A 19,574-nucleotide genomic window follows, 5' to 3' on the forward strand; every position below is an offset into this window, starting at 1 on the left:
GTGCTCCGATGGTAACGGTCCGCGGGCACCCGAGAAGTCCCGAGCGCGGTGACGATGGCGGATGCCTCACCCCTGTGCGGAGCCTCCGGAACCATCCTGCTCCGGTGCGGGCCCGGGCTGCTCCGCACTGCTCTCCGTGAGGTATCGACCGGTCTCGTAGTCGTACTCGACGGGGTTGCCCTCCTCGTCGGTGCGCACATACCAGTCGGTGACCTCCGCGGCGGTGGAGTCGAACTCGGCTCCGGTCGCGAACTCGCTGTCAGTGCTGGTGGGCTCGACGCTGAGCGCGAAGTGGTCGCCGTACTCGGCGACCCCGACCTTGACGGCGTTCTCCACCGCCATCTCCTGGTAGTGGTCCCGGATGACCATCGGGTCGTTGCGCAGCTCCCTGACCAGTGCCACGACCATCAGGATGAGGATCACGGCGAAGGGGAGCGCGGTGACGACGATGAGGTTCTGCAGACCCTTCAGGGCGTTCTCGCCGCCGAACAGCAGGATCACCACAGCGATCCCGGCCATGCACAGCACCCAGAACGCGGTGATGAGCCGCCGGGGTGAGGGGTTTCCCTTCTGGGACAGCTGGGAGTTCACGAGCGAGGCGGAATCCGCCGAGGTGACGAAGAAGATCCCGAGCATGACGATCACGATCGCGGAGATCACCACGCTGCCGGGCAGCTGGTCGATGACGGCGAAGAAGATCTCTGCAGGCAGCGGCAGCGAGTCGATCGTGCCGTCGGGGGCGATCGCCGCGTCCGGGTTCGCGATCCCGACGGTGTTGCCCGCGGCGTCGAGCTCACTGGCTCGGCGCTGCAGCCAGATCGCCGTCCCGCCGAGCACGGCGAAGGCGAGCACGATGATCGACGAGGGGATCAGCAGCACGCCGAGCACGAACTGGCGGATGGTGCGGCCGCGGGAGATCTTCGCGGTGAACACGCCGACGAACGGGGCCCAGCTCACCCACCACGCCCAGTAGAACGTGGTCCATGACGACAGGAACGCCTGCATGTCCTCGCCCTCGGACATGTTGGCGCCGAGCATCGCCGGGAGGGTGCCGAAGTACTCGGTGATCGCCCCGGGGATGATGTTCAGCAGGAAGATGGCCGGCCCGACGACGAAGATGAACACCGCGAGCGCGAGGGCGAGGGCCATGTTGATGTTCGAGAGCCAGCGGATGCCGCGGTTGACCCCGGAGACCGCAGAGGCGATCGTGCCGATGGTCAGCACCCCGATGATCCCCATCGCAGCCCCGTTGCCGGCGGTGCCCAGCCCGGTGACGATCTCGACGCCGCGGGCGATCTGCATCGCGCCGATGCCGAGGGAGGCGGCGGTGCCGAAGAGGGTCGCGATGATCGCCAGGCCGTCGATGATGCGGCTGGGCAGGGAGCTCGAGTCCCCGCCCCACAGTCCCGAGACGATCGCGCTCATCAGCGGCACCCGCCCGCGACGGAAGGACACGTAGGCGACCGCGAGCCCCACGATCGCGTAGATCGCCCAGGCGTTGATGCCCCAGTGCAGGGCGGACTGGGCGATCGCCCCCTTCATCGCGGCGATCGATCCGGCGTCGTAGGGCGCTCCGGGGCGCGGCGAGAGGTAGTAGGTCAGCGGCTCGAAGGGGCCGAAGAAGATGATGCCGATGCCGATGCCGGCGCCGAAGAGCATCGCCGCCCAGGAGGCGGTCCCGTACTCGGGCTTCTCGCCGTCCAGGCCCAGCGGGATCTTCCCGTAGCGGGAGAACGCCAGGACGAGGAGCACCAGCACCATGCCGATGGCGATCACGCTGAAAATCCAGCCCAGATTCGTCATCACCCAGCTCAGCGCCGCGCCGGAGACGTCGAACACCTGCTGCGGCGAGAGCGCGCCCCAGACCACGAATCCGATGATCAGCGCCCCGACCGCCACGACGATCCCCCGGTCCACGCCATAGCGCACCTTCTGGTCATCGACGGAGACACCGGGCACGAGCGCGGGGTGGATGCGGTGGGGGTAGTTCACCTCGGACAGGAAGCGGCGGGCCTGCTGGCGTGTGGTGAACAGGCGGACGCGCCGCTGGGCCGCGTACTCGTCGGCCGCGGCGGCCGTGCCGCGCGGGGTCTCGGCGGCTGCGGACTGCCGAGTGCGGCTCTCCGGGTGCTCAGGGTCGGGACGGTCCATCGATCCTCCAGGGGTCGGCGCGGCGTTCGCTGTCGGCGCAGCGTTCACTGTAACCGTCGATCGGCCCCGCAGCACCGGGAACGCCGCATCGAGCACCGGATCCCACGAACCACAAAACAACACACTCCCACTCTTGTTCTCTGTGGTTTTCGTGGGTAGTCTTCGGATCATCGCGGTACCCGGCTCCTCCGTCGACCGCCTCCGTCCCTCCGATGAAGCAGGTGGACCGATGTACGCCAGAGAACGCCAGCGCCGGATACTCGATGAGCTCTCCCGCACCGGCCGGGTGACCGTCACGGAGCTGGCCGCCCGGTTCGAGGTGACCACCGAGACCCTCCGCCGCGATCTCGACCAGCTCGCCGAGCAGGCCCTGCTGGTGCGGGTCCACGGCGGAGCCGTCCCCCGCCGCACCTCTGAGGTCGAACCGGACCTGGTCTCGCGTCGCGTGACGAACATCGAGGCCAAGCGCCGTATCGCCCGCGTCGCCGCGGCCCTGCTCCCGAGCGACCCGCGGGCCGCCGTGCTGCTGGACGCCGGCACCACCACCGCCGAGCTGCTCCCCCACCTGTCCGGCCGCCGTGGTCCCGTGATCACCAACGCCCCGGCCATCGCCCAGGGCGCCCTGGTCCACACGGATCTCGCCGTGCACGTGCTGCCCGGCCGGGTGCGCCCCACCACCGAGGCGGCCGTCGGCTCCTCCACCGTCCAGGCGCTGCACCCCCTGCACCCGGAGGTCGCCTTCCTGGGCTGCAACGGCCTGGACGCCGAGGGCTTCACCACCCCCGATCCCGATGAGGCCGCGGTCAAGACCGCGATGGTGCGCTCTGCGGGACGGCGCGTGGTGCTCGCCGACTCCACGAAGATCGGCGCCCGTCACCTGGTCAGCTTCGCGGCCCTGACCGACATCGACGCGCTCATCACCGACGCCGACCCCCCCGCCGATCTGCAGCAGCTCCTCGCCGATGCCGGGATCGAGGTCCACCTCGCATGATCATCACCCTCACCGCCAATCCCTCTCTGGACCGCACGGTGGATCTGGGCGCCCCGCTCACGCCCGGCGGCGTGCACCGCATCGGGGCCGAGAGCACTCAGCCCGGCGGCAAGGGCATCAACGTCGCCCTCGGCGTGCACCGCGCCGGCCTGCCCGTCCTGGCCGTGCTCCCCGCCGCTCCCTCCGACCCGCTGCTGGCGCTGCTGGAGGCCGTCGGGCTCCCGCACCGCAGCTGCGCCGTCGCGGGCCGGGTGCGCACCAACCTCACCGTGCTCTCCAGCCCGGAGATCACCACGAAGCTCAACGAGCCCGGCGCGACCCTCTCCGCCGCCGAGGTCACGGCACTCCAGGAACTGCTGCTGGCCTCCGTCACCGCCGGCGACAGCGTCATGCTCTCCGGATCCCTCGCTCCGGGCCTGCCGGTGGACACCTACGTGCGCCTGATCGAGTCGCTGCACGGTGTCGGGGCCCGTGTCGGGGTGGACACCTCCGACGCACCGCTGACCGCGCTGGCCGCGGCACTGCCCGGGACCGCCCCGGACTTCCTCAAGCCCAATGCGGAGGAGCTCGGGCAGATCGTGGGGACCGACGGCACGCTGCTGGAGCAGCAGGCCGCCGCCGGCGAGCTCACCGGGGTGCGGGACGCCGCCCTGGAGCTTCACCGGCAGGGAGTGGGCGCCGTGCTGGTGACCCTGGGGGCCGCCGGGGGCCTGCTCGCCACCGACGACGCCGCCTGGTTCTCCCCCTCCCCGGCCGGCCCGGTGGTCTCCACCGTCGGCGCCGGGGACTCCGCGACCGCCGGATACCTCATCGCCCGTGAACGGGGCGAGGGCCCCGGCGAGCGCCTCGCCCACGCCCTCGCCTACGGCACCGCCGCCGTCGGCCTCCCCGGCACCACCATCCCCCGCCCCGACCAGGTCCGTCCGGACGCAGATCGCGTCATCCGACTCTGACCCCACACCCCGCCCTCCCTCGTCCCGCCGCCCGGGATGAGACTGTTCGAAGGAGAACCCATGTCCGGTCCCCTGATGACCCCTGAGCTGGTGCGCCTCGACGTCGCGCCGCCCGGTGACAAGCCCGCCGTGATCGGCCTGATGGCCGATCTCATCGCCGCCACCGGTCGCGCCGACCGCGACGGCCTCGAAGCCGGCCTGCTGCAGCGCGAGGAGTCCTTCGCCACCGGGATGCCCGGCGGCTTCGCGATCCCCCACTGCCGTACCGATGCGGTGCGGGAGGCGGCGCTCGGCGTCCTCCGTCTGTCCGAGCCCGTGGACTTCGGCTCCGCCGACGGCCCTGCCGATCTCATCATCGGGATCGCGGCCCCCGCCGGCACCGATGACCAGCACCTGCAGCTGCTGGCCCAGCTCTCGCGCGCGCTGATCCGCCCTGAGTTCCTCGCCGAGCTGCGTGCGGCGACGGAGCCGGCTCAGGTCTCGGACCTGGTGATGGGGGTGCTCGAGCCGGCAGAGGCTCCGGCTTCCGCCCCGGCCGCGGCAGCGTCCCCGGATGACGCGGCGACGAGCGCCGCAGCGGCCGGCACGACCGCTCCCGCCGGTGGCGACACCAGAGGGGATGCCCCGGTGCTGCTGGCGATCACCTCCTGCCCCACCGGCATCGCCCACACCTACATGGCGGCCGAATCGCTCGAGAACGCTGCGAAGGACAAGGGCGTCGCGCTGCATGTGGAGACCCAGGGATCCGGCGGCATCACCCCCTTCACCCCGGAGCAGATCGCTGCGGCGAGCGCACTGATCGTCGCCGCGGACGTCAACATCTCCGGCCGGGAGCGCTTCGCGGGCCTGCCGCTGGTGGAGCACCCGGTCAAGCGCGCGATCTCGCACGGTCCGCAGATGATCGACGAGGCGGTGGCCGCGGCCTCCGACCCCGCCGCCGCCCGGGTACCCGCCGGGGGCGGTTCCGCCGCGGGCGAGGACACGGGCTCGGCGGGCAAGCAGTCCTGGCCGCGCCGGATCCAGGGCGCCGTGATGACCGGCGTGTCCTACATGATCCCGTTCGTCGCCGCCGGGGGCCTGCTGATGGCGCTGGGCTTCCTGGTCGGCGGGTTCGACGTCGCCTTCGTCGCCGACGACGTCGCGACCGGCTACTCCCTCTCCTCCCTGCCCGGCGCGCAGGAGTACGAGGGCGCGGCCGGGATGCTGCAGACGGACCGGGCGGGCCTGGCCCTCTACCTCGGCGCGGTCCTGTTCACGCTGGGCAGCCTCGGAATGGGCTTCCTGGTCGCGGCGCTGTCGGGCTACATCGCCTTCGGCCTGGCCGGGCGCCCCGGCATCGCGCCCGGCTTCATCGGCGGCGCGATCTCCCTGGCCGTCGGCGCCGGCTTCCTCGGCGGTCTGGTCACCGGGCTGCTCGCCGGGCTGGTCGCGCTGTGGTTCACGACCCTGACCCCGCCGCGATGGCTCGCCGGTCTGATGCCGGTGGTGATCATCCCGCTGCTGACGACCCTCGTGGTGGGCGGTCTGATGCTGCTCTTCCTGGGCCGTCCGCTGGCCGCGCTGATGACGACTCTCCAGGACGCCCTGACGGGCATGTCCGGCTCCTCGGCGATCCTGCTCGGCGTGATCATCGGGCTGATGATGTGCTTCGACCTCGGGGGCCCGGTGAACAAGGCGGCCTACCTCTTCGCCACCGCCGGCCTCTCGCAGGGCACCGAGGCCTCCTTCGAGATCATGGCCGCCGTGATGGCCGCGGGCATGGTCCCGCCGCTGGCGATGGCGCTGTCCACGGTGGTGCGCCGTCACCTCTACTCCCCCGTCGAGCGGGAGAACGGTGCCACTGCCTGGCTGCTCGGTGCGGCGTTCATCACCGAGGGTGCGATCCCCTTCGCCGCGGCCGACCCATTGCGCGTGATCCCGTCGATGATGACCGGCGGTGCCGTCACCGGTGCGCTGATCATGGCCTTCTCCGTCGGCTCGCAGGCCCCGCACGGCGGCATCTTCGTCGCCTTCGCGATCTCCCCGATCTGGGGCTTCCTGCTCGCGATCCTCGCCGGCACCCTGGTCGCCGGTGCACTGGTGACCGTGCTGAAGGAGGTCTCTCAGCGCCGCCGGGGAGCCATCGCCTGATCCTGGCTCCCGCCAGGCCCGAGCACGACGGGCGGTCCCTGGGAAGCGCCCCGCCACGGCGGGGCGCTTCCGTATGCTCGGCCCTGGCACCGAAGGCTCTGCGCAGGGCGGCGACGCACCGGCACAGGACCCGGGCACAGCGGAGCACAGGGGGCGTCGATGCGGGACAGCGGGACCTCGACACAGATCCAGGCCGGACCGGGGCAGGTCCTGGCCGAGGGGTCCCTGGGACACATGCCGGCCTACGGCACTGCGCATGTCAGCATGCTCCTGCTCCTGGTGGTGTCTGCGGCGGTGCTGATCCTCTGGGCCCGCCGCAGCGACGGGAACCGGGTGGAGCGGATCCTGCGGATCACCGGCTGGGCCCTGCTGGCCAACTCTGTGTTCTGGACCGTCTGGGGGTTCATGCCCTGGGCCTGGAACCTCGATGAGTCGCTGCCGCTGCACTACTCCGATGCGCTGCGCTTCCTGCTCCCGGTCGCGATGATCACCCGGGCACCCTGGGCGGTCGTCGTCAGCTGGTTCTGGGGCCTGACGCTGAACCTGCAGTCGGTGCTCACCCCGGACGTGAACTATTTCGTGTGGATCCCACTGGAGTTCGTCCAGTACTGGATCGCGCACCTCAGCGGCGTGCTCGGCCCCGTGGTGCTGATGTGGGGGCTGCGCTTCCATCCCACCTGGCGCGGCTACGGCCTCGCCTACGCGGTCACGGCGGGCTGGGCGGCGATCGCTTTCACCGCGAATGCGCTGACCGGCGCGAACTACGGCTATCTCAACCGTGCACCCGACGGCGCCTCGATCCTCGACCTGCTCGGCCCGTGGCCGCAGTACCTGCTGCTCGAAGCGTCGCTGATCGCGGTGGTCTGGGCGCTGATGACGCTGCCCTGGGTGCTGCTGGACCGACGCGCCGGGGCTCCGGCCCTCGGGCGGGGCGGCCTGGTGCGCCGGCCCGGCCGCTCTCAGGCGAGCAGCTCCACCTCGGCCAGCCGCAGCGGCCCCTCGGAGGCCGTGATCACCAGGCGGTGATGCGTGCACGGGCGCGGGGCGGAGATCTCGAAGGAGCGGGTCTGGCGGCGCCACCGGAAGCTCTGTCCGGCCCGTTCGTCCAGCGTCTGCCAGGTCCGGCCGTCGTCGGAGCCCTCGAGCCGCCAGGCGATGGGGTCGGCGCCGGCGCGGGCGGAGGAGGTGAGCGTGAGGAAGCGGGCTTGCAGCGGCTCACCCAATTCGGGCAGGTCGATCACGACGCTCGCGGCGTCGAACTGCTGCTCGGTGCGGGAGTCGTCATCGCGCAGGGGGTCGGCGGGGTCCGCGGCGAACAGGTCCCGCAGCGGCTGCGGGCGCTCGCCGGGCGCGGTGGGTGCGGGCGGCACCCCTCCCCAGCCGGTGGGCTCCGCCCCGAGGCGCAGCTGCAGCTCTCCGCGCAGGTCGGCATGGTCGATCCAGGAATCCTGGTGCTCGCGGTCCCCGACGGTCATCCCGGTGATGCAGTCGTCCTCGGGGGCCGTCGCTTCGGTCGTCACCGAGAAGGCCGCACCGCCCAGGGGGCGCACGGTCGCGCGCGGGAACAGCGGGGCCACCAGGTGGTAGCGGCCGGTCCCCAGCTGCAGCGGGTACAGGCCCAGCGCGGTCAGCAGCCACCAGGCGCTCATCTCGCCGTTGTCCTCATCGCCCGGGTAGCCCTGGCCGATCTGCTCGCCCACGAACAGTCTCCGGTGCACCTCGCGCACGATCCGGGAGGCCTCCTCGGGGCGCCGACGTGGTGGAAGAGGAAGGGGATGTGGTGGGAGGGCTGGTTGGACATGCCGAACTGCCCCAGCCGCACCGCCCGCGCCTCGACCATCTCGTGGATCACGTCCCCGTAGCTGCCCGGGAGGTCCGCCCGCTCGGGGGTGGCGAAGAACTGTTCGAGACGCCCGCGCAGCATGTCCCGACCGCCGTACAGCGACGCCAGCCCTTCTCCGTCGTGGGGGACGTGGAAGGCGAAGTTCCAGCCATCGGTCTCGGTGTAGTCCCCGCCCCACACCCGTGGGTCGTACTCCTGGGGGCTCTGCGCGAAACCGCCGTCGGGCCGCCGCCCCTGGAAGAACTCGATCGCGGCATCGAACAGCAGCGGGTAGTTCAGGCTGCGGGCCCGCAGATAGTTCGCCTCCTCCTGCAGCTGCGTCGCTGCCCCCTCGTCACCTTCCTCGGCGGCGCGACCGGCGAGCAGCTCGGCCTGGGCGGCGAGGCCCGCGTCGTTGACGTGCGCCTCCAGCGCCCAGGAGACGGACTCTGCGGTGTCGGTGTCGACGTAGCCGGTGAACACGGCCCGCTCGTTGCCCTTGCGCCCCACCTCCGGGAAGGGTGGGGCGACGGTGGCGTTGCGCAGCCCGGACTCGTAGGCGGCGAGCGGATCCGGCAGCGGCACCCCCTTGACCTGGAGATCGGCGAAGGCGATGTCGCTGCTGGTACCGGTCATGCAGTCCGCGTAGCCGGGTGAGGACCAGCGGGCGATCCAGCCGCCCTCGCGGTACTGCTGGACGAACCCGTCGGCGAGCTGCGCCGCGAGCTGCGGGTACAGCAGCGCATAAGCGGGCCAGGCGGTGCGATAGGTGTCCCAGAAGCCGTGGTTCACATAGAGCATGCCGGGCAGGATCTGCGCATCGCTGCGGCTGTCGGTGGCCTCGCCCTTGCCGGGCAGCACCGGGCTCGCATGCACCGGTTCCGGCCGGGCGGGGGTGCCGGCGTCCTCCCAGTGGGAGCTGGGGTAGAGGTTCAGCCGGTAGAGGTTGCCGTACAGGGTGCGGCGCTGCGCCGGGGTGGCCTCGGGCACCTCGATCACCTGCAGCCGCTCCGTCCAGGCGCCGTGCGCGGCAGTGCGGATCTCCTCGAAGGAGCGTCCGGTGAGCTCCTGGGCGAGGGTGCGGTGGCCCTGGGTGAGACCGAGATAGCTGGTGGCCAGGCGCACGGTCACCCTCCGGGTGCCCGGAGCGAAGCTCAGCACGCTGCCGGTGCTCCCGCTTCGGGCAGGCGCCACCGAGACCGGCGCCGGCTCCACCTCTGCCACCACATACATGCGGGTCGCCCCCTCCGTGCGCTCGGCTCCCTGCGCGGGTGAGGAATCGACCCAGGCGTGCACCCGGCCGTCGAACACGGCGCCGGCCGCGTCGATGCGGGCGTGCTCGTCGACGCCCTCGAGCAGGAGGTGGAGGTCCTCGGGCTGCGCCGTCGGAGCAGACAGATCGATCTCGCAGACGGCCCCGTGGTCCGTCGGCGCGAGCCGCAGCGCGAGCCCGCCGTCCAGCGCGACCTCGTACAGATCGGGTCGGGCCGTCTCCCCGTCATGGTCGAAGCCGCGTGCGCGCGCCGTCGGCGCCGTCTGCGGTGACGACCCCAGCAGCGGCATCAGCAGGAACTGCTGGCGGTCCCCCATCCAGGGGCTGGGCTGGTGGGAGACCGCCATCCCCTGGAGGCGGGGACGGTTGTCGGGCCCGTTGGCGCGGTGGTACTCGTAGATCCACCGCCGGGTGCGGGCGTCGGTGGCCGGGGTGAACAGGGCGAAGCCGTTGGGCAGCCCGGTCAGCGGCAGTGTGTTGCCGCGGGAGAAGTCGCCGGAGGCGTGGGTGCCGCGGCGGGTGTCGACCCAGGCCACCGGGTCTGTCAGCGGTGGGTCCTGCGGGCGCGGGGCGAGGTAGGGGCCGTCGATCCAGCCGGTCAGCTCCGGTGCCTCCGGCAGTGGACCCTCGATCCCGTCGAGCAGGTCGATCTCGGGGTCGGCCGGCGCATCCAGGACCAGCAGCACCTCGGTGATGGTGCGGCCGACGAGGGCCGTGAGCTCGATCTGCACGTCGTTCCACTGGTCCGGATAGAGGATCTCACCCTCGCCGAGACCGCGCGCCGTGGCCAGGGTCCCGTACTGGTCACGAGGGGCATGGGAGGACAGCCGGCTGCCGTCGTCCAGGACGAGGTCCACCGCGACGAAGGTCGCACCCCAGGTCTGGGCCGCCTCCAGCACCGGGTGCACGAACCAGCGCAGGAGATCCCCGGGCGCGATCGCCCGGCCGGTCAGCGTCTCGGCGCCCGGATGGCCCGGCAGCGGCACCTCGCACCGCTGCCCGGCGGCGCCGGTGAAGCGCACGGCCGACGGCGCGAGGAAACCCGCCGCGTCGTTGCTGGTCGGTGAGCCGACGGGCCCCGGGTCTGCGGTGACGATCATGGAGGCAAGGCTATCGACAGGCCGGGCCCTCGGTGACGAGGCAGGTCCGGCATCGGGGACCGCTCCCCATCGCGTCCTGCGCCACGACGGGGAATACTGCTCCTGTACCACGCACCGCCACGCGCCTTCGGGAGAGTTCCATGGTCTACGCACAACCGTCGCAGGGGCGGCCGATGCCGTCCCCGTCCGGTCGGCCCCGGCGCCCGCTGTGGCACTGGCTGCTCCTCGGCGGTGCCGGCGCTCTCGGACTGCTGGTGGTGGGCATCTTCGCGGTCGTCATCGCGTTCCAGGTGCTGACGCGCGGAAATCCGCGGACCACGCTCGAGGACTTCTACTCCTCCCTCGAGAACACCGACTGCGAGCTGTTCATGGAGTCCACCACCGATGACTTCCGCCGGGTGACCGGACTGACCAGCTGCGAGAGCTTCGAGGAGACCCTGGGCGACGTCAGCGCGATCGACTACCGGGTCCAGGATCGGATCAACCGCCAGGGCTATGCGATCTTCGAGGTCACCGAGACCTACTCCGACAACGGCGAGGCCGTCGAGGTCGAGCTCCGCTACTACGTGCGCCGTATCGACGGCCAATGGGATCTCGACGTGATCGAGCTGGTCGCCGAGGGTGGTGAGCCGATCACCTGATCGCTCCCCGGGGCGCCGTGTCGACGCCTGACGTGTCAGGGACGGCTCCGCGGCGGGTCGCCCACCCGGTGGCTGCGGCATCGCGCCTGGTAGGACTCGGCCCCGCCCACCTGGGCAGCGGTCCTCTCCAGCGCCGACGCCCCATCACCGATCAGCCGCACATGGAAGGCCGCGTCAGCGCCGCAGACCGTACACACGGCGGTGAGCTTCACGACCTCCTCGGCCATCGCCATCAGGCTGGGCAGGGGTGCGAACGGGCCCCCGTCGAAGGTGACGCACAGCCCGGCGACCTCGACCTGGATGCCGGCCTCCAGCAGACCTTCGATCACGGGGACGAGGTCCGGACCGAAGAACTGCGCCTCGTCGATGGCGATGATGTCGGGCGGGCCGGGGAGTCCGGGGTCGTCGGAGCCACCCGCCCCGGGCGGGATCTGCAGCTGCTCGGCCCGCTGGAGCATCCGTGCCGGCGTGCTGCGCCCGGCGTGGGTGCTCAGGCGGTCCGCTCCCCCTCGCGAGTCGAGGCTGTGCCCGATCACCTCGACCTCGAGACCCGCCAGCCGGGCCCGATGGACCCTGCGCAGCAGCTCTTCGCTCTTGCCGGCGAACATCGGACCGGCGATCACGTGCAGTCGTCCTGCCTCCATGGCGCGCATGGGAGCAGGCTACGCGGCTACCGAGGGCGCCGGTACCGTGGATGGATGAGCACTCGGCGCCCCTCCCCGCTGGCCGGCCGCAAGCCCACCAGGAATGATCTGCCCGCATTCGCGACCCCGGACCCGGAAGCGATCGATGATGTGCTGCCGGATCCTGCCGGGCCCGGCGGGGACGCGCCTCTGGGCCTGCTCATCGTCGGCATCAACCCGGGGCTCTGGACAGCCGCGGTCAATGCTCCGTTCGCCCGCCCCGGCAACCGGTTCTGGCCCTCGCTCCACCGCGCCGGGCTCACCTCCCGGCTGGTCGATGCATCCCGCGGGCTGGATGCCGAGGACGAGCAGGACCTGCACGAGCGCGGTATCGGGATCACCAACATGATCGGCCGGGCGACCGTGCGCGCCGATGAGCTCAGCCGTGAGGAGCTGCGACAGGCGGGCCAGGACCTGGTGACCCGGGTGGCCGTGCTGCGGCCGCGGACGGTGGCGATCGCCGGGATCACCGCGTTCCGCACCGCCTATGCGCTGCCGAAGGCCCGGCTGGGGCTCCAGGACCCGGCCGAGGTGGCGGCGTGGCCAGCGGAGGTCCCGCTGTGGGTGGTGCCGCAGCCGAGCGGGCTGAACGCCCACGCCAACATCGCCTCATTGGCGGCCACCTGGCGCGACGTCGCCCGCACCGCGGGGGTGGCGTACCAGGAGGAGGACTGACGGCCACCGGGCGCGGCCGCATCGTCGTGGAGCGCATTCCGCTTGCGGCGGCCGAAGGCGCATGGAAAGGTTGAGCGGACCCAGGCGGGGCGATGACGCCGAACTGGGCGCCGGTCCCCGCACGACGAGCATGCTGGAGGTCCCCTGTGAAACTGCCCTGGCTCACCCCCGTCCTCGATCAGTCCGGCCCGATCCTCTCGGTCCATCTCGACACCACCCGCACCGACCCCTCCGCGGCTGCCGAGCTCGAGGCGAGGTGGGCGCAGATGCGCTCCCGGCTCCGTGCCGACGGCGCACCGCCGGAGCTGCTCGCCGAGATCGAGGAATCGGTCCTCAGCCCCTCCTCCCTCGGCGGCCGGCACGGACGGTCGATCTTCGCGACCGACACGGAGATCCTCGTGGACCGGGTGCTGCCGGTGCCGCCGCTGCGGGAGTCCGCGCATCGCGGGGAGTTCCCTGAGCTCCTGCCGCTCCTGCAGCTGATCCCCTTCGCCGTGAGCCAGCTGCTGATCGTGGTGGATCGGGCAGGCGCTGACCTGCACCTGCGCTCCGCGGAGAATCCCTCGATCAGCCATGGCCCGAACGGTCTGGGCGAGGACTCGGCGGTCGAGGGCGGTCACGACGTCCTGCACAAGGCGAGCGTCGGCGGCGGTCCGCAGCACGGCTGGCGCGCCGACAACTTCGAGGCGCGCGTCGAGGACTCGTGGGAGCGCAACGCCGATGCCGTCGCCGGATCCGTCGAGAAGATCCTGCGCGAGCGCCAGGTCGACATGGTGATGCTCAGCGGCGATGTGCGAGCGATCGGCCTGCTGCGTGAGGCCCTGGGACGGGAGACCAGGGATCGCCTGATCGAGGTCCAGGGCGGCAGTCGCGGCGTCGCGCTGGATCGGGGCCCGTTCCGGGAGGAGCTGAACGACGCCACCGACACCTTCATCGCGGCCCGCCAGCACGAGCTCGCCGAGCGTTTCCGGGAGAGCCAGGCCCGTGACGGCGCCTCCGTCGGCGGAGCGACCGAGGTCGCCCAGGCCCTCGCCCGGGGACAGGTCGAGGAGCTGGTCTTCGTCAGCGGGAACGAGCCCGCCGGCATCGAGGAGCTGCTGCGCACGGCGCTGTCCACCGACGCAGCCATATCGGCGCTCGAGGAGGACACGCTCGGGATCCCCGAGGGCATCGGGGCGCTGCTGCGCTGGCGTGACGGCTCCACCCCCTCCAACAGCATCGGTTCCATGTCCGGGGACTCGCGCCGCGAGTGATGCCTTCACGGGTGCTGTTCGACGGATGGTCGACGGGCCGGCGCCGGTGAGGCACCGGCCCCTCGACCATCCGGTGGGTGTGCTGGACCGCACCGACCGGGCGCAGGAGGATGGAGATGGGCCCGAGGGCCCCGTGGAGCCGACGAGACCAGGAGGAGAGCATGCCTGAGGCATGGAGCCGGAAGCGAGAGCGCCAGTACCAGCACGTCAAGGACGGACAGCTGGACAAGGGAGCCTCGGAGGGCGAGGCGGAGGAGATCGCCGCCCGCACCGTGAACAAGACCCGCGCGCAGGAGGGCGAGGCGGAGGAGGCGAGCCGCACCTCGGTCCAGGACGAGTCCCCCTCGCAGCGCGGCGGCCGCCGCTCCCACTCCGGGGCGCAGGGACGCACCAAGGAGCAGCTCTACGAGGATGCCAAGCGCCAGGACGTCGAGGGACGGTCCTCGATGACCAAGGAGGAGCTGCGCGAGGCCGTCGAGGACCGGTGAACCGGCGACGGCTCCCCCGCCGGGCTTCCTGAGCGCCCGCCCAGGAGCCGCCTGTACTCTCGGCGACGGCAACGGGGGAGTATCCGCTGCGCAACGCCCGTCATCACGAGGACCCTCTGCGATCCTCCGGGCGCTGCGGCCTGTCACGCATCGTGACGGGTGGAGAGACCCGAGTGCGCATCTGCGACTCGGAAAGTTAACTCCATGACCGTCTCTCCCCTGATCTGGACCCTGACGTTCGTCCTGATCCTCGGCCTGCTGGCCTTCGACTACTTCTTCCATGTCCGCAAGGCCCACATCCCCACCCTCGGGGAGGCCGCGCTGTGGACCGGGATCTACCAGGGCATCGCCCTGCTGTTCGGCATCTCGGTGTTCGTGATCGGCGGCCCCACCATGGGCACCGAATTCTTCGCCGGCTGGATCACCGAGCTCGCCCTGTCGGTGGACAACCTCTTCGTCTTCCTGGTGATCCTGGGCACCTTCGCAGTGCCGCGCGAGTACCAGCAGACGGTGCTGCTGTTCGGCATCGCCTTCGCGATCCTCGCCCGCGGCAGCATGATCGCGCTCGGCGCCACAGCGATCGAGCATCTGTCCTGGGCCTTCTACATCTTCGGTGCGATCCTGCTGGTCACCGCGATCAAGATGCTCCGGGAGGAGGTCGCAGGAGACGGCGGCGAGAGCGAGGAGCAGCGGGACGGCATCTTCATCCGCCTGGTCAGAGCGATCCTGCCCGCCTCGGAGAACTTCGATGGGGAACGCCTGTTCACCGTCGAGAACGGCCGACGGGTCTTCACCCCGATGCTGCTGGTCATGATCGCCATCGGCGGCACCGATCTGCTGTTCGCGCTGGACTCGATCCCGGCGATCTTCGGCCTCACCCAGAACACCTACATCGTGTTCACTGCGACCGCGTTCTCGCTGCTGGGCCTGCGGCAGATGTTCTTCCTCATCGACGGTCTGCTGGATCGCCTGGTCTACCTCTCCTACGGTCTGTCGATCGTGCTCGCCTTCATCGGCGTGAAGCTGGTGTTCCATGCCCTGCACACCAATGAGCTGCCCTTCCTCAACGGCGGCGAGCCGGTGCTCGCCGTCCCCGAGATCACCACCGGGCTGTCGCTGTCCGTGATCGTCGGCGTGCTGCTGCTCACGGTGCTGGTCTCCCTGCTCTCCCCCAAGGGGCGCGCGCAGGCGGCCGTCAGCAGCGCCCACCGCGAGGCGCAGAGGTACGTCGAGATGACCTACGCGGGATTCGAGGAGCGGCGCAAGGAGATGTACGACCGCATGCTCGCGCACGAGCGGATCGTCGACGGCCTGCCGGCGAAGTACCAGGAGGTGGTCGTGGCGGAGAAGAACGTGCGCGAGCTCCTCGAGGATGCCCACCGGATCCATGACAGCCGCACCGCGTCCGCTGCGCGGGGCGAGCGCTCGGACGACCAGCCCGAGGGCCTCCGGGTCATCCGCGCTGATGGCACCGTGACGACCGACTCCCACGGGAACATCATCACCGTCGTCCTGGAGGAGCAGCTCCGAGCGGAGAAGGAGGTGGCGCGGCGTGCCCGCGAGCAGGCCCGCGCAGACCACGCCGCGACCCGCCGCTGACCTGCTCGCCACCGCCGTCGTTGCCACCCGCGGAAGCGCGGGCATGCCGTCGGCGGTGGGAGCTCAGGAGGTCCCGCCCTGCGCCCCGCCCGCCGCGGGCGGGATCCTTCCGCGCACCGCGAGGACCAGCATCACCTGAGCGGCGAGGTAGGTCGCCATCACCCACACGCTGTGCGCGGGCAGCGTGAGCGTCCCGAAGGCGTCCAGGGCGATCAGGGAGTCGGAGACGATGAACATCGCTCCGCCGAGTCCGCCGAGCCTCCCCAGGCCTGTCGCCAGCAGCGCCATCACGCACAGCACGCCCGCGTAGACCATGACAGCCGGCAGCAGCACCCCCGCGCCCGGTGCCGAGAGCACGACAACGGCGGCGGCGACGAGCAGGTAGGGCAGCACCGCCAGGGGCCGGACCAGCAGCGAGCGGCGCCATCGCGGCCAGAAGGCGATCGGGTAGACCAGCTGGGCGCCCAGGAAGCTGCCCAGCATGCCGAGGAACCCGGGATCCCCGTCGAGGAAGCGCGGGATCGTGTCCCCGAGCCAGGAGAAGCCGAGGGCGAGGAGGGTGAGTCGCACGAGGGTGTCGCGCGGGGGTCTGGTGCCCCTCCACAGGGCGGCGGCCAGCAGCGGCATCAGGAGCACCTGCGTGATGTCCGCGACCAGAGCGCTCCCAAGGAGCTGGGCGAGCAGGTGGATCGAGCCGATCACGGCCAGGACGCTCAGTGCGGCGGGCATCTGCCGCTCCGGCCCGCCGCAGCGCCGTGCCGACGGGGTGAGCAGCTCCCGCCCGCCGGGACCTCGACAATTCCTCCGTCCATACCAGGAGGATACGTACCCCTCGGCGGTGCGGGCTCGATCCGCTCGGCGGCGCAGCCGGAGCGCCGCTGATCTCGCCGGCGCCGCAGGATCCTCCCGTGCCCACCCGGCTCTGCGCCGGGGAGAGGCGAGCCACTGCCGGGCCGGTCGGACGTGACGTGGCAGACAGGCGCGAGCAAATTATTACAAAACCATCACGACGGGCCTGCGGGCACTCATCGCTGCAGGCCAGAGGCATGCACTGAGGAGGGTTGCCCGTCAATCCCGCTCCACGATCAGGTCAATTCTCCGTCAGGCAGGCGCCTCCCCCCTTGCCCCGGGGGGCCCTCGATCCCCTACGTTGGCCGCCGTTCGTCACCGCGAGATACGCGAGACATGCGAAAGGACGGCACCATGCCCCTTCACCACACGCACGCCAATCTCCCCCACCGCTCCACCGCCATGCGTCGCGGCCTGACCCGCACGGCCGTGGCCCTCGCCGGCGGCGCCGTCGTCGCCACCGGCATGCTCGCCACCGGCGGTGCCGCGAACGCCGCGACCGGATGGGACGAGGTCGCCGCCTGCGAGTCCGGCGGGGACTGGTCGATCAACACCGGCAACGGCTTCTACGGCGGCCTGCAGTTCACGCAGCAGACCTGGGAGGGCTTCGGCGGAACCCAGTACGCCTCCAGCGCCGACCAGGCCTCGAAGAGCCAGCAGATCGCCGTGGCCGAGCGCGTCTTGGCCGAGCAGGGTGCCGGGGCATGGCCGAACTGCGGCTCCGCGCTGAGCGGCGGCGCCGACACCGGCAGCTCCCCCGCCCCCTCGCAGAGCCAGGAGCAGGACACCTCGACCTCGAGCCGCGACTCGGAGCAGCGGGCGACCCGCTCCACCGAGCGGGAGAGCACCGAGCCCCAGGGCGACTGGAGCTGCAACGGTGACGGCATCGCCGACAACTGCGATGAGAACGGCTTCACCAAGAAGACCGAGCAGAACAAGCAGAAGTCTCAGCCCGCCCCGGAGCCCGCTCCGGAGCAGGCCGCCGAGCCCGCTGCCGAGCAGCCCGCGCAGTCGTCCGGCTCGCAGGCCACCGGTGACCTCCAGGTCGCCGGCACCCTCGAGGTGGACGGGAAGATCGGTCCGAAGACCACTACCGCGCTGCAGGACTGGCTGGGCGTGGAGCAGACCGGTGAGATGAACGAGGAGACCACCCTCGCGCTCCAGGCCTGGGCCGGCACCGAGCAGGACGGCGTGATCGGCGAGAACACCGTCGCCGGGCTGCAGCACGAGATCGGTGCCACCCAGAACGGCTCCGACGAGATCGACGAGGACACCACGGAGGTCCTGCAGACCTTCCTGAACCTCTACTGATCGATCCGGCAGAGCGGCCCGCTCCCCTCGGGCCGACGACGCCGCGCGGCCTCGCCGCATCTCCCGGACGGCCGGGTCACCCCACGGGTGGCCCGGCCGTCCGTCGTGCGCCCGGTGATCCGTCGACGATCGAGCGCGGGCGCGACGGAGCGGCAGCAGCGCTGCAACCTCCGGCAACCCCTACCTCTTCTCGGCACCGCTGGGCAGACTCGGGTCACGCGCCCCACCTGCTCTTCGTGAGCAGGGACGGCAGGGCCGAGCTGCCTACGGCGGTTCAGCGCCGGCGCCACTCAAGGAAGAGCATCGAGGAGCACAACGTGGGCCACCACTGCCGCGTCGCCCGGCCCGGGCCGGCCCGCTCCGCCGAGCGGGGCGCGTGTGCCCCCGCCGGCCACCCCGAGCCGGTCCGCGCTCCCGCACACCCCTCATCGACCGCGCCCTCCCTCCGGGCCGCGCGCATCCACCACTGAACGGAGACACCATGTCGACGAAGAACGTCCGCCTCGGGATCATCGGGCTCGGCGCCCAGGGCGGCATGTACGCCGGCGTCGTCACCGAGGGCAGGATCGAGGGCATGACCGTCGGCGCCATCGCCGACACCGACCCCGCCAAGAGGGCGATCGCCGCGGAGAAGTACCCGGATGTCCCCTTCTACGACGACTACATCTCGATGCTGGACTCCGGCGACGTCGATGCCGTGGTCACCACCGTGCCGCACTTCGACCATGCGGAGATGACGATCACCGCGATCGGCAAGGGCATCCACGCCCTCACCGAGAAGCCCGCGGGCGTCTACACCGCACAGGTCGAGGAGATGAACACCTTCGCGGCGGCGCACCCGGAGACCACCTTCGCGATCATGTTCAACCAGCGCACCAATCCGGTGTACACGGATCTGAAGGAGCTCATCGACTCCGGTGAGCTGGGCGCACTGCGCCACACCTCGTGGATCATCACCACCTGGTGGCGGCCGCAGGGCTACTACGACCAGTCGGCCTGGCGCGCGACCTGGGGCGGCGAGGGCGGTGGAGTCCTGGTCAACCAGGCTCCCCACCAGCTGGACCTGTGGCAGTGGCTGTGCGGCACCCCGAAGAAGGTCTTCGCGAAGCTGGCCTTCGGCTTCCAGCGCGACATCGCCACCGAGGACGAGGTCAACGCGGTCGTCGACTTCGGGGACGGCGTCACCGGCAGCTTCATCACCTGCACGAACGACATCTTCGGCACGGACCGCCTCGAGATGCTCTTCGATAAGGGCAAGGTCATCGTGGACAGCTCGAAGAAGGTGACCATCTACCGCCTGGCGGAGGATGAGCGCTCCCTCAGCGAGAAGATGACCATGCAGGAGGTCGCCCAGCTGTTCCGCGGCGAGATGGACCCCTCCTCCGTCTTCACCGTGGAGGAGAAGGAGTACGAGTCGGTGTGGGGCCAGCAGCACATCGATGTCCTGACCAACTTCGCGGCGAACATCAACGACGGCACCCCGCTGATCGCCGATGGCGCCGAGGGCATCAACGGCGTGCGCCTCGCCTCCGGCATGCAGCTGTCGGCCTGGACCGGTCGGGAGATCGATCTGGTCGACTACCCGGCTGAGGAGTACCTTGCCGAGCTCAACCGGCGGATCGAGGAGGAGGGGACGTTCCCCACCCGCTCCTGAA

The 19,574-nt window shown here is 71.1% G+C and carries 14 protein-coding genes and 1 pseudogene; 11 read left to right on the top strand and 4 right to left on the bottom strand.

Annotation, left to right across the window (positions count from 1 at the left end):
- Positions 1–66: 66 nt before the first annotated feature.
- A complete protein-coding gene (locus CFK39_RS03495; RefSeq protein WP_157697046.1) occupies positions 67–2,151 on the bottom strand; it encodes a BCCT family transporter in 2,085 nt (694 codons plus the stop codon).
- A 229-nt stretch (positions 2,152–2,380) separates the two neighbouring features.
- Here CFK39_RS03495 and CFK39_RS03500 point away from each other — a divergent pair, with 229 nt between their 5' ends.
- The 4 genes from CFK39_RS03500 to CFK39_RS03515 all read left to right on the top strand — a co-directional run bounded on the left by CFK39_RS03500 (position 2,381) and on the right by CFK39_RS03515 (position 7,251).
- Positions 2,381–3,142, top strand: a complete 762-nt coding sequence (locus tag CFK39_RS03500) for a DeoR/GlpR family DNA-binding transcription regulator (protein WP_089064290.1) — start codon at positions 2,381–2,383, stop codon at positions 3,140–3,142.
- Complete coding sequence (locus tag CFK39_RS03505) at positions 3,139–4,095, top strand: 1-phosphofructokinase family hexose kinase (RefSeq protein WP_089064291.1); 957 nt, start codon at positions 3,139–3,141, stop codon at positions 4,093–4,095. Before CFK39_RS03500 ends, CFK39_RS03505 begins: the two co-directional genes overlap by 4 nt.
- Before the next feature lie 60 nt (positions 4,096–4,155).
- On the top strand, positions 4,156–6,225 hold the full coding sequence (locus CFK39_RS03510; protein WP_089064292.1) for a PTS fructose transporter subunit IIABC: 2,070 nt from the start codon (positions 4,156–4,158) through the stop codon (positions 6,223–6,225).
- Positions 6,226–6,384: 159 nt separating this feature from the next.
- Positions 6,385–7,251 carry a YwaF family protein gene (locus CFK39_RS03515; RefSeq protein ID WP_245822885.1) on the top strand — a complete coding sequence of 289 codons (867 nt, stop codon included), beginning with the start codon at positions 6,385–6,387 and terminating at the stop codon, positions 7,249–7,251.
- Here the strand turns inward: CFK39_RS03515 and CFK39_RS03520 are convergent.
- A pseudogene (locus CFK39_RS03520) lies at positions 7,185–10,420 on the bottom strand (GH92 family glycosyl hydrolase). The gene CFK39_RS03515 and the pseudogene CFK39_RS03520 overlap by 67 nt on opposite strands.
- Positions 10,421–10,593: 173 nt before the next feature.
- Here CFK39_RS03520 and CFK39_RS03525 point away from each other — a divergent pair.
- A complete protein-coding gene (locus tag CFK39_RS03525) occupies positions 10,594–11,061 on the top strand; it encodes a nuclear transport factor 2 family protein (RefSeq protein ID WP_089064293.1) in 468 nt (155 codons plus the stop codon).
- A 35-nt stretch (positions 11,062–11,096) separates the two neighbouring features.
- Here the strand turns inward: CFK39_RS03525 and CFK39_RS03530 are convergent, their stop codons facing one another.
- Positions 11,097–11,714 carry a thymidine kinase gene (locus tag CFK39_RS03530; RefSeq protein ID WP_089064294.1) on the bottom strand — a complete coding sequence of 206 codons (618 nt, stop codon included), beginning with the start codon at positions 11,712–11,714 and terminating at the stop codon, positions 11,097–11,099.
- 45 nt (positions 11,715–11,759) lie between these two features.
- On the opposite strand from CFK39_RS03530, the gene CFK39_RS03535 reads away from it, so the two are divergent.
- The 4 genes from CFK39_RS03535 (at position 11,760) to CFK39_RS03550 (ending at position 15,759) form a co-directional block, all read left to right on the top strand.
- Positions 11,760–12,419, top strand: a complete 660-nt coding sequence (locus CFK39_RS03535; RefSeq protein ID WP_089064295.1) for a mismatch-specific DNA-glycosylase — start codon at positions 11,760–11,762, stop codon at positions 12,417–12,419.
- Positions 12,420–12,565: 146 nt separating this feature from the next.
- Positions 12,566–13,672, top strand: coding sequence for a baeRF2 domain-containing protein (locus CFK39_RS03540; protein WP_089064296.1), 1,107 nt, complete (start codon positions 12,566–12,568; stop codon positions 13,670–13,672).
- Positions 13,673–13,833: 161 nt separating this feature from the next.
- Complete coding sequence (locus tag CFK39_RS03545) at positions 13,834–14,160, top strand: plasmid stabilization protein (protein WP_089064297.1); 327 nt, start codon at positions 13,834–13,836, stop codon at positions 14,158–14,160.
- A 204-nt stretch (positions 14,161–14,364) separates the two neighbouring features.
- The gene (locus CFK39_RS03550; RefSeq protein ID WP_089064298.1) at positions 14,365–15,759 is read left to right on the top strand and encodes a TerC family protein; all 1,395 of its coding nucleotides are present in this window, start codon (positions 14,365–14,367) and stop codon (positions 15,757–15,759) included.
- Between the two features lie 63 nt (positions 15,760–15,822).
- Here the strand turns inward: CFK39_RS03550 and CFK39_RS03555 are convergent, their stop codons facing one another.
- Entirely contained in the window at positions 15,823–16,488 is a 666-nt protein-coding gene (locus tag CFK39_RS03555; protein WP_089064299.1) for a lysoplasmalogenase family protein, read from the bottom strand.
- Positions 16,489–16,962: 474 nt separating this feature from the next.
- Between CFK39_RS03555 and CFK39_RS03560 the strand changes: the two genes are divergently transcribed.
- On the top strand, positions 16,963–17,919 hold the full coding sequence (locus CFK39_RS03560; RefSeq protein ID WP_089064300.1) for a transglycosylase family protein: 957 nt from the start codon (positions 16,963–16,965) through the stop codon (positions 17,917–17,919).
- Between the two features lie 481 nt (positions 17,920–18,400).
- Complete coding sequence (locus CFK39_RS03565; RefSeq protein WP_089064301.1) at positions 18,401–19,573, top strand: Gfo/Idh/MocA family protein; 1,173 nt, start codon at positions 18,401–18,403, stop codon at positions 19,571–19,573.
- The last annotated feature ends 1 nt before the right edge of the window (position 19,574 follow it).

Origin of the sequence: Brachybacterium avium, assembly GCF_002216795.1 — a bacterium.
In the GTDB taxonomy this organism is placed as follows: Bacteria; Actinomycetota; Actinomycetes; order Actinomycetales; family Dermabacteraceae; genus Brachybacterium; species Brachybacterium avium.

Coding starts and splice junctions, on each gene's coding strand:
- CFK39_RS03495 (WP_157697046.1), bottom strand. CDS start 2,151: ATGGACCGTCCCGACCCTGAGCACCCGGAGAGCCGCACTCGGCAGTCC.
- CFK39_RS03500 (WP_089064290.1), top strand. CDS start 2,381: ATGTACGCCAGAGAACGCCAGCGCCGGATACTCGATGAGCTCTCCCGC.
- CFK39_RS03505 (WP_089064291.1), top strand. CDS start 3,139: ATGATCATCACCCTCACCGCCAATCCCTCTCTGGACCGCACGGTGGAT.
- CFK39_RS03510 (WP_089064292.1), top strand. CDS start 4,156: ATGTCCGGTCCCCTGATGACCCCTGAGCTGGTGCGCCTCGACGTCGCG.
- CFK39_RS03515 (WP_245822885.1), top strand. CDS start 6,385: ATGCGGGACAGCGGGACCTCGACACAGATCCAGGCCGGACCGGGGCAG.
- CFK39_RS03525 (WP_089064293.1), top strand. CDS start 10,594: ATGCCGTCCCCGTCCGGTCGGCCCCGGCGCCCGCTGTGGCACTGGCTG.
- CFK39_RS03530 (WP_089064294.1), bottom strand. CDS start 11,714: ATGCGCGCCATGGAGGCAGGACGACTGCACGTGATCGCCGGTCCGATG.
- CFK39_RS03535 (WP_089064295.1), top strand. CDS start 11,760: ATGAGCACTCGGCGCCCCTCCCCGCTGGCCGGCCGCAAGCCCACCAGG.
- CFK39_RS03545 (WP_089064297.1), top strand. CDS start 13,834: ATGCCTGAGGCATGGAGCCGGAAGCGAGAGCGCCAGTACCAGCACGTC.
- CFK39_RS03550 (WP_089064298.1), top strand. CDS start 14,365: ATGACCGTCTCTCCCCTGATCTGGACCCTGACGTTCGTCCTGATCCTC.
- CFK39_RS03555 (WP_089064299.1), bottom strand. CDS start 16,488: ATGCCCGCCGCACTGAGCGTCCTGGCCGTGATCGGCTCGATCCACCTG.
- CFK39_RS03560 (WP_089064300.1), top strand. CDS start 16,963: ATGCCCCTTCACCACACGCACGCCAATCTCCCCCACCGCTCCACCGCC.
- CFK39_RS03565 (WP_089064301.1), top strand. CDS start 18,401: ATGTCGACGAAGAACGTCCGCCTCGGGATCATCGGGCTCGGCGCCCAG.